The 14,580-nt window shown below is 66.9% G+C and carries 10 protein-coding genes and 2 pseudogenes; 8 read left to right on the top strand and 4 right to left on the bottom strand.

The features are described from left to right. The first annotated feature begins 115 nt into the window (after window positions 1-115). The 5 genes and pseudogenes from VEW47_02080 to VEW47_02100 all read left to right on the top strand — a co-directional run bounded on the left by VEW47_02080 (window position 116) and on the right by VEW47_02100 (window position 4,907). Window positions 116-463, top strand: a complete 348-nt coding sequence (locus tag VEW47_02080; protein ID HYS03957.1) for a hypothetical protein — start codon at window positions 116-118, stop codon at window positions 461-463. A gap of 12 nt (window positions 464-475) precedes the next feature. After that, a pseudogene (locus VEW47_02085) lies at window positions 476-1,447 on the top strand (formylmethanofuran dehydrogenase subunit B). A 40-nt stretch (window positions 1,448-1,487) separates the two neighbouring features. Then, entirely contained in the window at window positions 1,488-3,113 is a 1,626-nt protein-coding gene (locus VEW47_02090; GenBank protein HYS03958.1) for a formylmethanofuran dehydrogenase subunit A, read from the top strand. Beyond that, window positions 3,110-3,922: a formylmethanofuran dehydrogenase subunit C gene (locus tag VEW47_02095; protein ID HYS03959.1), complete on the top strand. Its 813-nt coding sequence runs from the start codon at window positions 3,110-3,112 to the stop codon at window positions 3,920-3,922. Before VEW47_02090 ends, VEW47_02095 begins: the two co-directional genes overlap by 4 nt. 37 nt (window positions 3,923-3,959) lie before the next feature. Further along, window positions 3,960-4,907: a class I SAM-dependent methyltransferase gene (locus tag VEW47_02100; GenBank protein HYS03960.1), complete on the top strand. Its 948-nt coding sequence runs from the start codon at window positions 3,960-3,962 to the stop codon at window positions 4,905-4,907. A gap of 13 nt (window positions 4,908-4,920) precedes the next feature. Here VEW47_02100 and VEW47_02105 read toward each other — a convergent pair whose 3' ends face one another. After that, window positions 4,921-6,105, bottom strand: a complete 1,185-nt coding sequence (locus VEW47_02105; GenBank protein HYS03961.1) for a rhomboid family intramembrane serine protease — start codon at window positions 6,103-6,105, stop codon at window positions 4,921-4,923. Window positions 6,106-6,240: 135 nt separating this feature from the next. Here VEW47_02105 and VEW47_02110 point away from each other — a divergent pair, with 135 nt between their 5' ends. Next, complete coding sequence (locus VEW47_02110; GenBank protein HYS03962.1) at window positions 6,241-7,776, top strand: radical SAM protein; 1,536 nt, start codon at window positions 6,241-6,243, stop codon at window positions 7,774-7,776. A gap of 29 nt (window positions 7,777-7,805) precedes the next feature. Then, window positions 7,806-8,879: a glycosyltransferase gene (locus VEW47_02115; protein HYS03963.1), complete on the top strand. Its 1,074-nt coding sequence runs from the start codon at window positions 7,806-7,808 to the stop codon at window positions 8,877-8,879. Between the two features lie 19 nt (window positions 8,880-8,898). On the opposite strand, the gene VEW47_02120 is transcribed toward VEW47_02115, so the two are convergent. Together VEW47_02120 and VEW47_02125 are read right to left on the bottom strand one after the other, a co-directional pair. After that, on the bottom strand, window positions 8,899-9,969 hold the full coding sequence (locus VEW47_02120) for a hypothetical protein (protein ID HYS03964.1): 1,071 nt from the start codon (window positions 9,967-9,969) through the stop codon (window positions 8,899-8,901). Next, the gene (locus tag VEW47_02125) at window positions 9,966-11,198 is read right to left on the bottom strand and encodes a glycosyltransferase family 4 protein (GenBank protein ID HYS03965.1); all 1,233 of its coding nucleotides are present in this window, start codon (window positions 11,196-11,198) and stop codon (window positions 9,966-9,968) included. Before VEW47_02125 ends, VEW47_02120 begins: the two co-directional genes overlap by 4 nt. 98 nt (window positions 11,199-11,296) lie before the next feature. Here VEW47_02125 and VEW47_02130 point away from each other — a divergent pair, with 98 nt between their 5' ends. Next, window positions 11,297-12,772, top strand: coding sequence for a glycosyltransferase family 39 protein (locus VEW47_02130; protein ID HYS03966.1), 1,476 nt, complete (start codon window positions 11,297-11,299; stop codon window positions 12,770-12,772). A gap of 484 nt (window positions 12,773-13,256) precedes the next feature. On the opposite strand, the pseudogene VEW47_02135 reads toward VEW47_02130, so the two are convergent. Further along, window positions 13,257-14,180, bottom strand: a pseudogene (locus VEW47_02135) (cytochrome-c peroxidase). Between the last annotated feature and the right edge of the window lie 400 nt (window positions 14,181-14,580).

The raw sequence follows: 14,580 nt of genomic DNA on the forward strand, positions 1-14,580 counted from the left end.
CCGGAAGGTACATGCCTCGCCGCATCCGGGGGAGCTTCCCCGGCCGTGAGCTTGGCTGAACGTTCGTCCTTCCGCCCGGTTCGGGCGGATCAGGACCGGGTGAACGGGAGAGGCGATGAGTCTGAACGTCGTGAAGGATGCCACCTGCACGTTCTGCGGTTGTGTCTGTGACGACATCGAGCTGCACGCGGAGGGGGATCGAATCGTCAAGGCGCGGAACGCCTGCAGCCTCGGGGACGCCTGGTTCAAGAACCACACGGCCGAGCGTCTGTATCCCGATGCGCTGATCGACGGGAAGCCGGCCACGGTCGACGCCGCCGTCGAAGCGGCCGCCGGATTCCTGCACGAGGCGAACATGCCGCTGGTGTACGGGCTGAGCAACATCACCTGCGAGGCCCAGCGGGAGGCCGTGGCCCTGACCGAGCTGATCGGGGGAGTGATCGACAGCCACACTTCGCTTTGACACGGCCCCACCGAGATAGCCGCCCAGTTGGGTGGCAAGGTCACTTGCACTCTGGGTGAAGTCAAGAACCGGGCGGATTTCATCGTCTACTGGGGGGGCAATCCGGCCGAGTGCCACCCGCGACATTTCACCAAGTACACCCTGACCCAGAAGGGCAGGTTCGTGCCTGAAGGGCGCAAGGGCCGGACCATGGTGCTGGTGGATATCCGGGAAACACCCAGCGCCCGGGCGGCGGATCTCTTCCTCCAGATCCGCCCGGGCAAGGACTTCGAGGTCCTGACCACGCTGCGGGCTCTCGTCAAGAAGCAGCGGGTGGACGAGGAGGCCGCCGCCGGGACCGGGCTCACGCTGGACCAGCTCCAGGATCTGGTGGATCGGATGAAGCGCGCCCGATTCGGCGTCCTGTTCTTCGGGATGGGGGTCTCGATGACCCGCGGGAAGCACATGAACTCGGCGGCGGTCCTGACCCTCGCGGCGGAGCTGAACGCCTTCACCAAGTTCGTGTGCATGCCGATGCGCGGTCACGGCAACGTGACCGGGTCGGACATGGTCCTGCGCTGGTCGACCGGGTATCCGTTCGGAATCAACCTGTCCCGCGGCTACCCGCGGTTCAATCCGGGGGAGTTCTCGACCGTGGACCTGCTGGTCCGAGGGGACAACGACGCGGCCCTGATCCTCGGCGCCGATCCGGGTGCGACGATGCCCCAGCCGGGGATCGAGCATCTGGCCCGTATCCCGACCATCGTGCTCGATCCGAAGGTGACCCATACGAGTCGCCTGGCAAGGGTCCACATCACCACAGCGGCCACCGGGATCAGCGCGCCCGGGACCGTGTACCGCATGGACGAGGTGCCCCTGCCGCTCCGCCCGGCCCTGAAGTCGCCGTATCCGACCGACGAGGAGGTCATAAGGCGCATCCGCCGAGCGGTGGCGGAGAAGCCCGCATGGACTCCTGCCGCGAACGCGGGGATGGCGATCAGCTGAGCAGCCGACCCTCGAGACAGTCCCCTCAATCGGAGACCCCATGCTGCGGATCACGGGAGGGAAGGTTTATGATCCCGCGAACAACATCGACGGTGTCGTCAAGGACGTCTGCATTGCCGAGGGGCGGGTTGTTCCCGAGGTCAAAGGCGGCCGCTCGGTCGACGCGAGCGGCATGGTGGTCCTCCCCGGCGGGGTCGACATCCACTCCCACATCGCCGGCGCCGCGCTCAACTTCGCCCGGGGACTGACCCCGGAGAACTACCGCCGTGCCCTGACCTTCTCCCACACGCCGGAGCGTCGCGCCGGTCTCGGCGGCATCACTCCCACCACCTTCGCCACCGGGTACTTGTATGCAGCGATGGGCTGGACGACCGTCAACGAGGCCGCGGTCCCGATTCTGTCCGCCCGGCACACCCACGAGGAGATGCACGACATACCGATCCTGGACAAGGCCTCCCTCGTGCTGATGGCCAACAATGAGATCGTGCTGGACCTTCTGGAGGCCGGGGAGGTCGAGCGCGCCAGGCACGTGGTGGCCTGGCTCCTCTGGGCGGCCAAGGCCTACGGCGTGAAGGGGGTCAACCCCGGGGGGGTCGTCGCCTGGAAGTCAGGCAAGAATGCGAACACGCTGTCCGACCCGGTCGAGGGGTACACACGTGTGACGCCGGCCGGGATCATCTCCAGCCTCGCCGGAATCGTCGATGACTTGCGATTGCCGCATCCGCTCCATCTCCATTGCAACAACCTGGGCGTCCCCGGCAACGTGGCCACGACGATCGAGACTCTGAAGATCCTGGAAGGGCGGCGGTGCCACATGGCGCATCTGCAGTTCCACGCGTACGGTGGAGACGGCTGGGGCACGATCCGCTCCGAAGCGGCCACACTCGCCGAGCACTTCAACGCCCGGACGAATCTCACCGCCGATGCCGGAGCGATCCTGTTCGGCGACGCCATGACGATCACGGCCGACGGACCCTGGGAGCACGTGCTCTACAAGCTCACCGGCCGCAAGTGGGGCAACGTGGATGTGGAAAACGAGACCGGCTGCGGGATCGTCCCCTACACTTACAAGGAGCGCAGCCTGGTCAACGCCGTGCAGTGGGCCGCGGGGTTGGAGCTGCTTCTGCTCATCAGCGACCCCTGGCGGATCTTCCTGACCACGGACCACCCCAACGGGGCCTGCTTCTGGCGATACCCGGAGCTCATCGATCTCCTGATGCACGCGGACCGCCGCCGGGAATGCCTGAGCAGGCTGGCGCCCGCGGCGCTCAAGCGAATCGTCCTGCCGGACCTGGATCGGCAGTACACGCTGTCCGAGATCGCCATCATCACCTCCGCGGGCCCGGCGCGCGCCCTCGGCCTGGCGCGGAAGGGGCATCTGGGCGTGGGCGCAGACGCGGACGTCGTGCTCTACGATGAGATGCCGGGTGACCGCCCCCTGTTCGGGTCACCGCGCTACGTCATCAAGGGAGGCGAAATCGCGGTCGAGGACGGAGAGATCCGCCCCGTCAGCCAGGGGCGGGAGTTCATCGTGCGCCCCCGCTTCGATGAAGGGATCGAAGATTTCCTGAGGCCGCTCTTTCAGAAGGTCTACACGATCTCGTTCAACAACTATGCGGTGGAGATGGAGCGCCTGGCCGGCGCGGAGGTGCACGTCTGCGAGTGACCCTGACCCTCAAGGAGCAGCCCAAGGTCCCGCTCGAAGCCGAGACCCTCTCGCCGGATGTGCTGGCGCCCCTCGCGCCCGACGCGATCCGGGCCCTGCCGGTCCATCTGGGAAAGCGACGCCTGCGCGTGGACGATTTCTTCGAGGTCGAAGGGGCGGCCGGTGACGAGCTGGAGATCCGGGGTGATGCGGCCAGGGTGAAGTGGATCGGCCGCGGCATGACCCGTGGCCGCATCCGCATCCTCGGGAACGCAGGCATGCACCTGGGCGCCTACATGAAGGGAGGCAGCATCGAGGTGACGGGAAACACTTCGGACTGGCTCGGCGGCGAGATGTCCGGCGGCCTGATCCGTGTCCACGGGAACGCCGGCGGCCAGGTCGGGGCGGCCTATCGAGGAAGTGTCTCCGGGATGACGGGCGGGACGATCCTCATCGAGGGCTCGGCGGGGCTCGAGGTCGGGAGTCGCATGAGACGGGGACTGATCGCGATGGGGGGGCAGGTCAGGGACTTCGCCGGCCTGCTGATGAAGGGCGGGACCATCGTCCTGCGAGGCGGGGCCGAGCTGCGGACCGGCGCCTGGATGTCCCGGGGCACGATCGTCTCGCTGGCTCCGATCCCGCTCCTGCCGACCTTCTCCTATTCGTGCACGTACACTCCCACGTTCCTGCGGCTGTATGCAAGGCACTTCCGGACGCTGGGGTTCACCATCCCGTGCGACGAGCAGGAAGGGGGCTATCGGCGTTACACAGGGGACGCCTCGATTCCGGGCAAGGGGGAGATTCTCGTCTGGAAACCTCGCGCCTCCTGAGGCCGGTTTCGACGACAAGGCTTGATGGGAGGTACCCTTGGGTGCGAAGACCTTCATGAAGGACCGGGTCGCGCGTCTGACTGCGCGTCTCATGCCCCCGGGGATCCTTCGCGATCCACGTTACTTCGACCTCTGGCAGACGCGGGGGTTCCATGTCACGCCGGTGCATTTCTATCAGCCGGTTCCCGACACCCGCACGCTGCGGGACTCGCTCTGGGCGGAGAGGACGGAGACCGCGGGTGTCGATTTCCGGGAGACCGATCAGGCCGAGCTCGTGGGCTCGTTCGCGGCCGCCTACCGGAGCGAGTACGAGGCGTTCCCCCAGGAGCCTGACGGTTCGCCCTGCACCTTTTATCTGAACAACGGCGGGTTCCGCTCGGTGGACGCCGAGGTCCTGCACTGCATGATCCGGCGCTTCAGGCCGCGACGCATGATCGAGGTCGGTTCCGGCCTGTCGACCTGTCTCGCCGCCCAGGCGCTGCGGCGGAACGCCGAAGAGGCGTCCGCATCCGCCTGCCGGTTCACCACCGTCGATCCCTATCCGGGAACGATGGTGCGCGGCGGAATTCCGGGATTGACGGACTCGATCCCGGCCGAGGTTCAGGACGTGCCGATCCGCGTCTTCCAGGAACTGGGGGAGGACGACATCCTGTTCATCGATTCCAGTCACGTCCTCAGGATCGGCAGCGATGTCCAGTACCTGTACCTGGAGGTCCTGCCGCGCCTGCGGCCCGGGGTTCTCGTGCACGTGCATGACATCTTCCTGCCGTCGGAATACCCTCGATCCTGGGTGCTCGACAAGAGGAGATTCTGGACGGAACAGTACCTGCTCCAGGCCTTCCTGGCGTTCAACGAGGCGTTCCGGATCGTCCTCGCCGCCGGCTACCTGCATCTCGGGCGCCCCGATGTCCTCGAGAGCGCCTTCCCCTCGTACGACCGGACGCTGGAATGGCCGGGAAGCTTCTGGATGCGGCGCGTCAGGTGACGCCGGGAGCCGCTCACCGCCATCGCAGTCTCGTCATCTGCCCGCGGATCCGCCCGGCCTCTTCGAGGCGGGCGTTCACCTCGGTGACCGTGCCGCCGTTCGTGCGGGCGTTCTCGATCAGGAGCCTGGCGGCGTCCTGCATCGTGGCCAGGTAGCGATCGAGCAGACCGGCGAATACGGCCTGGTGCCCGTGTCCCGCAGGAATCCGGGCGAGGCGCGCCCGGAGGTCCGCCCACGCCGGCAGCACCTGCTGCTCGACCGCATGGGCGAAGTCGTCGTTCGAGAGAGTCCCGCCGCCGTTCTTCCGGAAGACGTCCCAGAGGACCTCCTCCACCTGCGCCTCGGCGCGGTAGATGTCCATCAGCTCGACGGAGATGTCGTTGGGTCGGGCCGCGAGGATGCCCGCGACGAGAAAGACCGCGCCCGCCGCTCCGAGAGCCCAGTTGCGCCGCGACCGGCCGGCACCCTGCTCCTCGCTCACGGGCCGCGCCAGGATCAGGCCGCAGAGCAGGCCGCCCGCGAGACCACCGAGGTGGGCGACCAGGTTGATCCCGGTCGCCCGCAGCCCATAGAGGATGTTGTAGCCCACGAACAGGGCCGTGCTCCTGGTGAGCCTCGTGAGGATCGAGCGCGGGAACACGCCGGGGTTCTGGAACAGACATGCGAGCAGCGCGCCATACACTCCGAAGATCGCCCCGGAGGCGCCGGCGCTCAGCAGGAGGGGATTCCAGTAGAAGCTGGCCAGGCTCCCCAGGATCCCGGACAGGGTGTAGAGGAGCAGGAAGCCGGCGTTGCCCACGAGCCGTTCCACGAGGTCGCCCACCTGCCAGAGGGCCAGGAGGTTGCAGACGAGGTGGATGAGGCCGATGTGGATGAAGTTCGACGTCCACAGCCGCCACCATTGTCCGCTCCCGGTCAGCGGTCCGTAGTCTGCCCCCCACGCGATCAGACTCCGGGATGCCGGGTGCAGCGGACTGACCCCGGACAGGACCATGGCCACGAAGACCGCCAGGTTGCAGAGCAGGAGGGAACGCGTGACGTAGGTTCTCGGGGTCAGGGAGCGTAGAGCCGCGTGAAACGCCTGCCAATCCGCCACGCCCGGGCGACCGGGCCGCCTCATCGCATCCATCGCCCGCCGGGCGTCGTGCAGCGGCTCATCGGTGGACGACGGCGCGTCCGGCCGGCCCGAGTCGCTCACGCTCACCCTCAGACTATACGCCGCCGGCGCGACGAGGAGCAAGCTTGACGGACGCTCGGGGTCGGTCCTATCATCACTGACAACGCACAACCCGAATCGGGACGGATCTTCCTGGGCCGCAGGCTCGGAGCGGTGATGCCCGACATCCTTCTCGTCCAGCCCCCTTCGACGCTGCAACGGCTGCAGAGAATCAAGAGCCGACGGCCCGAGCTCGAGGCGCCCCTTCCCTTCGTCGCCATACCGCCCTATCTCCTCGACGCCGGCTTCCGGGTCCATGTGCTCGATCTCCGCATCGATGATCTCGGCGTCCTTCGGCGCGCCCTCAGGGAGACGACCCCGCTCATCGCGGGGATCTCGGTGATGCCCGGCAGCATGCTTCTGGACGCCATCCGGGTGACCCGAATCATCAAGCGCTGTTCGCCGGCGACCACGGTCGTCTGGGGCGGCACGTTTCCCACTCTGCATCACCGGATCTGCCTTCAGGTGAAGGAGCTGGACTTCGTGGTCTGCGGCGACGGCGAGGAGACCCTCGCTGAGCTCGCGATCGCGCTGAGAGATTCCGGTCCGAGGACATCTCCGGAGGGGGTGAGCGGGCTGGCCTACCGGCGGGACGGCTCGATCCATTCGACGCCTCCCAGGCCACCGGTCGATCTCGATCGCCGGCCGATCGGCGCCTGGCACCTCCTCGAGAAGTACATGCCTCGTTACGTCCGACCCTCGGGTCTCCTCTCCGTCAATACCGCGCGGGGGTGTCCGTACTCGTGCACGTTCTGCTACAACACCGCCATCTACCGCGGCTTCAATCGCTATCGCACGAAGAGCATCGATGCGGTCCTCGCCGAGATCGAGCATCTCGTCCGGTCCTACGGGCCGCGCGCCCTGATTTTCATGGACGACGATTTCCTCGCAAACCGGAAGCGCGGCACAGACCTGCTCGACAGAGTCCATCGACGATTCCCGCACCTTCGGTATCGTATCGATGCCCGGGCGGATGAGATTCGGGCCCCGGGCATCGCCGGCCAGCTGGCGGGCCAGGGGCTCGAGAGCGTCTTCTTCGGAGTCGAGGGTGTTTCGGGAGAGTTCCTGGACCGCATCAGGAAGGGACAGGAGACGGACGATACCATCGAGGCGGCCCGGGCGTGCGCCTCGAACGGTCTGCAGGGCACCTACTCCTTCACCTGCGGCTACCCTCAGGAGACCCCCGGCGAGCTCTACGATCGCGTCGAGATGGCCCGGCTGTTGCGAGCCCTGCACCCCGAGGGGCGCTCCCAGATCGAGATCATCTCCCCGGTGATCGGCACGCCGCTGTATTCGGAGCTCCTTCAGCGGAATTGCGTGCCCGAAGATGATATCGACCGGTGGTGCGGATTCTCCGATTGGAAGAGCGCCGTGGGGAAGAAGTGGATCTCCGATGCGCGGTTCTACGAGTCGTTCCAGCTGGCGTTCTACCTGGCCTTTTCAAGCGGAAGCCGACTCGATGGCGGGTTGAGATTTCCCTCGCGCCTCGCTTCGGGCTGGTCGAGGTTCCGGCTCCGCGGCAGGCGGCCGAGGAGGCTGCCGGAATTCAGGCTCGGCAACGGGCTTCTGAAGGGGATGATCTGGGGACCCTCTCTCAAGAGAGCCCCGATCGGGGGAATGTCGCGCCCCACCCGGCCGCCCGGGCAGGGATAGCCGCTCCCGCGCGCGCCGCCTCCACGCCGATGCGCATCTGCTACGTCTCGCACTCCGACTCTCATTTCACCCGGCCGTACGTGGACTATTTCTCGCAACGGGGGAACGAGGTCCACCTCGTCAGTATTCTCGGTGCCGGGCTGCCTGGCGCAATCAACCACCTTCCCCTGGGCCGGAATTTCAGCCCGACCTTGCGAAGTCTCGGATACCTCCGGGCGCTTCCGGTCGTCCGGAAGATCCTGAGGTCCCTTCGACCGTGCATCGTCCACGCCCACTATGTCAGCAGCAACGGGGTCCTCGCGGCGTTCTCCGGATGCCATCCCCTCGTCCTGAGCGCCCGTGGATCGGACCTGCACGGCTTGTGGAACCCGGTCAGGCGGGCGGTCTTGCGCTACGCCCTGACCCGGGCGGATCTCGTGAACCAGGTGTCCCGCGCGTTCGAGCGGGACCTGATCTCCCTGGGAGCGTCCGCTGCCAGGATCCTGACCCTGAGCCAGGGTGTCGAGTCGGCCCGGTTCCTTACGCATCGGTCCTCGGCTCCGCAGGACGGCGTCCGGCTGCTCTGCACACGGAGTCTGTCTCCGCACTACAACCCGCGGGGGATCGTCCAGGCCCTTGCGATCCTGCGATCGCGGCGGGTCTCGTTTCGCTTCTTGTTTGCCGCGGGGGGACCGCAGGAATCCTCGCTCAAACGCGAAGTCGCGCGTCGCGGGCTCGTCGACCACGTCACGTTTCGCGGCGGCTACACGCAGGACGAGCTCCCGGCCCTCCTGGCGCAGGCGGATGTCTATGTCTCGGCCTCATACTCGGACGGAACGAGCGTGTCTCTCCTGGAAGCGATGGCTTCCGGGGCGTTCCCGGTCGTGTCCGACGTGGCGGGCAACCGGGAGTGGATCAGCGGAAACGGAGACGGCCGGTTGTTCGTCCCGAACGACCCGGGGCACCTCGCGGATTGTCTCCAGGAGGCGATCGAGGGGACCGATCTTCGGCGCTTCGCCGTCCGGACCAACAGACGGACGATCGACGCGCGTGGTGAGCGGACCAGGAACCTCGCGGAGCTTGCCGGTGCCTACACGGAACTGTGGGACAGGGCGGCCCGGTGACCGTGCGCGTTCCCGAGGGTCACCGCGGTCGCGAGCGAAGCGCGGAAATCCAGGCGCCAAGACTTCGATCCAGGGCCCCGAGATACGACTTCAGGACGGGCGTCGTCCCGCCGGAGAACCTGGCGAACTGCTCGCGAAGACAATCCATCATGTCGAGGTAGTCCTGGGGCTCAACCTCCTCGCAGACCCGATCGAGCAGGTCGAGGAACTGCTCGTTCACGAGGTGAGCGAGATGCTCCTCACGCACGTTCGTGGCGGCGGGTCCGATTCTCGTGTGCCGCACCAGGGGCTGTCCCACGCTCATTCGGTCCCCACGGCGATCCATCAGCGTCTTCAGAATGAAGCCCCCCCAGATGTCGCCGTAGCGGTTGATCCTCCACCCGGGCATGATCTCGACATTCATCGGGAGCTGATAGATCGCGGGGATGAGGGATCGACTGAATTGCATGTTTCCCGAACAGACCGAGATCATCGTCCCTTTGGGAACGGCGACGTTTTCGACCCTGAGGGCGGCATCCTGGTAGTCGTCGGCGCCCCCCGAGATTCGATCCACGGCGTTGATGTCCAGAAACCCCGTCCACAGCCCCAGGTTCATCCGGACGGGACCGTGATCACCGGCGTCCACCGTCCAGGGCGTGTAATCGACGCGTGCCGAGTATGGAAACCCGCGCGGGTACTGCGATCGAATCGCCGGGTCGTCGTAGAGATCGAAGATGTTGAAGTGTCTTCCGGATCCCGAGATCCCGGCCCGTCCCCCGGAGACGAAGAGCGAGGTGACCCGGCTGATGAATTCGGGGGACTCGACGATGCAGTCGTCGTCGAGAGCCACGATGATTTCATCGGCGTCGCCTTCCCTCCAGGCGATGTAGAACCCGAGATCCCGGCAGGCCCCGTTCCCCGTGGGGATGGCGATCTCGTTCCTCCCGAGCAGGCGGGTCCGGTCCGATCGATCGTAGACCTCGAACTGGCGATGATCGATCCGGATCGATCCTGCCGTGTCATCAATCACGATGAATCGACAGCCATGGTCGATCAAAGGGGCCAGGGACCTCAGGTTCACGCCGCGGCATGTAGGAATGACGACGATCACGACGGCGCCCCATGGCCGTCCAGGCTTGCCAGGAGGACGTTTTCGAGGCGGTCCGCCAGGGCGTTCACATCATGATGCTCGCGCGCCCAGGCGATGCCGCGCCGGCCCATGGCGCAGCGGGTGTCGAAGCGCAGATCGGCCATCGATGCGAGGGCGGCCGCCAGCGCTTCAGGGTCTTCGCCCTTCACGGAGATTCCAGCGTGCGCCTCGAGGACGGGGTCGTAGGTGGACTCTCCGGATGTCACGATCGGCCGGCCGGACATCAAGTAGTCGCACAACTTGCTCATGCTCAGCCCATACTGGTACACGGGTGAATTCTTGAACGAACAAATCAGGCAATCGGCCGCCGCCATGGCTTCGGGAGCCCGGGACTTCGGGATCGGATCGCGGATCTCGACGTTCCGGAGCCCCAGGCTCCGGGCGCGGGCGACCAGCCTGTCCCTGTCGGAACCGTGCCCGATGAGAACGATGCGGACGTCATCCCGACGATTGCCCGCCAGGATGCGTGCGGCGTCGAGGATGACGTCCAGGGCCATGCTCTGGACGAAACTGCCGAGATACAGGGCGGTGAAAGGCGGCCCATGATCCACGTACTCGGGCAGATTCTCGTAACGCGCGGGGTCGATCACATGAGGGATCCAGACGATTTTCCCGACGTCCAGACCCCGGCCGCTGACGTAGTCCTGGGTGTTGCGCCACAGCATGATGACGCGCTCGGCCGCCGTGAACAGGACCGTTTCGGCCATCCTCAGGGCTCGTGCCTGGACGCTTCCAGGCGTCATGCGGCCGAAATCGATCAGCACCTGGGGCCAGAGATCCGGCACCTCGACCACGAAGGGAGCGGCCGTCAGGCGCGCGAGGGTCAGACCCGCCAGCGCCGCACACGGATGAACCGAGCATCCGATGACGACGTCCGGCCTCGGCAACGTCGTCAAGGCGCGCGCCAGAGCCAGGACGCCGTATCCCATCATGTTCACGATCCGGCGCCAGTCGTTGGAGGCGTAAGGGTAGCCACGAAGCCAGATGAACCGGACATCGTCGCGCACCTCCGTCCGCGACAGCCGCAGGAGGGAATCGATGTGTTCCTCCCTGAGGCGATAATGGCTGAAGCTCGACGCGAATACGGTGGTCTCGTGGCCCTTCCTGACGAGCGCGCGGCAAAGCTCGAACGTGCGTGTCGCCGATCCATCGGGGGATTCGGCGTAGTGGTTGAAGATCCAGACGTTCATGCGGCGAACGTCCTCCCGGGTCGGGATCGATGATGTGCTGAGAGTGTCTCGGGACGATTTACATCGAGCCTCCCATGATGTCAACCGGAATTTCGAGGATGGCGGCCCGAGCGCCGTGGCGAGATGTCATCGTCCTTGGGGCCACGGTCGCGCTCGCGCAGACTCTCTGGATCGCGCTGCCCTCCGAGTTGCGACGGAACGAGAGCGGTGACTACCTGGGATTCTACGAGCCCGTTGCCCGCAGTCTTTGCGCAGGACGAGGAATCGTCACTTCCGCAGGTGAACCCGCGACCCGCTATCCCCCCGGGTACCCGTTCCTTCTCGCGTGCGTCTTCCGGGCGGCCGCCCTGACCCACCTCTCCGACGAGGCGGCGATACGGGCGTTTCACCTTCTCTGCGCCGGAATCACGACGGTCCTGCTCCGGCGACTCGCCCGGCGGCTGTGGTCCAGTCGTGAGGCGCTGGCGGTGGCCCTCGCCTGGATCACCTATCCGCCGGCTCTGTGGCTGACCCGGCAACCGAGCAGCGAGCTTCCCTTCCTGATCCCGTTTTTCGGGGCCGCCCTCGCCTTCGTGAAGGGGTGGCGCCAACGGCGGCACCGGGCGCTCTGGTTCTTCCTCGCGGGGACGCAGGCGGGGATCGCCTCACTCATCCGGCCGATCGGAGCCGGATTGGGAATCCTGCTCGTGTCCTTGATCTGGCTCGTGAGGTCGGGATCGGGGGGGCGTCACCGCATCGTCCTGTCCGTCGCGCTGCTTCTCGGCAATGCGACCCTGGTCGTTCCGTGGGAGGCGTTCGCGTGGAGGACGACCGGCCGGTGGGTGCCCCTGAGCGCGGGCAGCCCGGCGAGCGTCCTGGACGGCTGGACCTACGCCGTGAATCCGGACAAGGTCCACCACCCTGGCCTCCCGCTGCCCGGCGACGTCGAGAGCCTGATGTCCACGTTCCTGTCCCGGCGCGATGAGTTCGTAACCGTCTCGAACGCCGTGGTCGTGATCCTCCAGGAGTCGCTGGCCCGCCCTCGGGCCGCGCTGGAGCTCGTGGCGCTGAAGGCCGCCCGGAGCTGGTACGCGACGGACAGCGGGCGGTTCGAATCTGCGACACTCCTGATCCAGTCGGTCTATGCCGGCGCGATCCTCCTCGCCACCTGGTTCGCCTGGAGACGTGGTGGGGCGCGGCGGCGCCTGGCTTCCGCAGTGTGGCTCGTGCTCGCCTACTTCTGGGGGCTGACGATCCTGGTCCTCTCGATCGCCAGATACATGGTCCCGGCCATCGGGCTGGGCTTCCTCCTGTTGCCGCACATCGGTCGCATTCAGCTTCGAGGCACGAGGAGCGCGACACAGACAGCCCCCGCCACCGGAACCCGAGCCTGCCAGACCGAGGGCCGTCAGGCCGGCCCTCAGGACGCGCATCGGCCGGCCGATCGCGGGCGTCTCACCTGCATCCCTCGAACAGCTGCAGCGACATGCCGCTGGGGACCGAGTCGGGCACGCGGTCGCAGAAATCGAGCACGCGCGGATCGAACAGGCCCTCGCGCACGAAATCCACCAGGTCGCGGAACTCGTCGTCGGTGAGCCGGATCGGTTTCTGCAGAAGCGCGTCGATTCCGGCCTGGAGAATCCCCTTGAACGGGCCCGGAATCAGGTCGGCCGGCAGGTTGTTGGCGGCCGGATCGTAGCGGCGCAGGGAGCGATCGACGTCGAGATGGTGCGCGATCGCCGCCTCCAGCGTGCCGAAAGCGCCGTTGTGGAAGAAGCCGGGGGCGACCTTGAGATTGCGCAGCGGCGCCGTGCGGAACATGTAGCGCAGTGCCGGATCCCCCTCGGTCTGCTCGAAGCCGAAGTCCTCGTTCTCGCCCGGGCCGTCGAAGATGGTGTCGCCGGTCCCGACGCCGAACACCGGCGCCACCTGGGGTCCGCCGATGCGGTGCGGCTTGAAGTCGCTGAACATTTCGTTCGAGCCGCCCCCCACCGCGTGGCAGGCGACGCAGCCGGCGTTGCCGAAGAACTGGAGCGCCCCGCGCTTCTGCCCGGTCGTCAAGGCGCCGGTCTCGCCGCGCGCGTAGCGGTCGAGCGGCGCGTTGGCGGCTTTGAGGCTCGTCTGGAATTCGGCGATGGCGAGTCGGCGCATGTCGATCGTGATTCCTCCGGCGGGGAGTGGGACTCCACCGTTGAACACCTCGCCGAATTTAGCCAGGTAGGTTGCGTTCGCGTTGAGCCGCGCGTTGACTGCGGCCTGGATCGGGAAGTTGTGGAAGCCGGTCCCGTCCGGCGCCGGAAGGGGCTGTCCCAGGCCGTCGTCGAACTGGTAATGACGCGGGCCGAAGGGCCCGGGGTTGGCCGCGATGCCGTTGAATCCCGCCATCTCCACCAGCTCGGTGGACGGAAGCGAGCCCTGCGACGCCAGGAGCGTCGGCACTCCCGTCACGACGTTCTCGGGCGGCGGGAACTTGAATCCGAGCGAGCCATCGAAGGGATCGCCGGAGACCGCGACGAAGCGCGGCGTCCACATCAGCGCCGGATAGAAGGCGGTGTTGGCGACCAGGGGCGAGCGCCTCTGGTTGCGCGGACCGTGGCGGTCCGGGCCGACGACGCCGTTGTTCTGGACGCCGATCGCCATCCTCTGGGAGTCGCCGAACCCGAACGCCGGGGCGTGGCATCCTGCGCAGGAGTTGTCGTCGTGCAGGCCCAGGATCTTGTCGAAGAAGAGAAGCCGGCCGAGGTCGGCGCGTTTCGAATCGATCGGACGGCCGAGCCGCGCCTCCAGCTTGGACTCGGTGCGGCCGGTGAACCCGGCCCGGGTCAGCGCCGCGGCGAGGCGGCTATCGAGGTCATGAGCGCCGGGGGCCGCGGCACCGGCGGCGGGCGACTGCGCCGCCGCGCCCCGCGAGAGCCCGACCGCCGCGCCGGCGGTGACCACGAGAAGCAGTCCCAGGAGCGCAGATCGACGATACCTGTCCGGGAAGCCGGCCAAGACTGACATGTTGCACCTCTCTCATCCTGGAGGGGACGGCCGTCCGCCCCGCGTGAGCCTGATATGTTTCAAAGTCGTGCGCCGCGCGCAGTCGATTGTGGCCGGGAATATACGACGCCCGGGAGGGGCCGGGCAAGGAATTTTCGAGGGTGGATCGGGGGGGCGTGGGCGATTCCGGGCGGGCCCCGCGCGTATGTCGCGTCCCCCGGCAGGCGTATGAAGTCTCGTCTCCATTCCATAGGAGAGAGACCGGGGTCCGCCGTGTCGCGACGCTCTCCGGCGGCCGGGCTGCGTGGTTTCCCGACGCGCGCGCCGCGGATCTCGGCATTCCGGCGACGTTCCCGGCGCTCCGCCGTGATCAAATTCGTCACCTGCGCCCGTTCGCTTGAATCCCGATCTCACGCGCCGA

The sequence above is a fragment of the Candidatus Dormiibacterota bacterium genome (assembly GCA_035635555.1).
GTDB lineage: Bacteria > Acidobacteriota > Polarisedimenticolia > Gp22-AA2 > Gp22-AA2 > Gp22-AA3.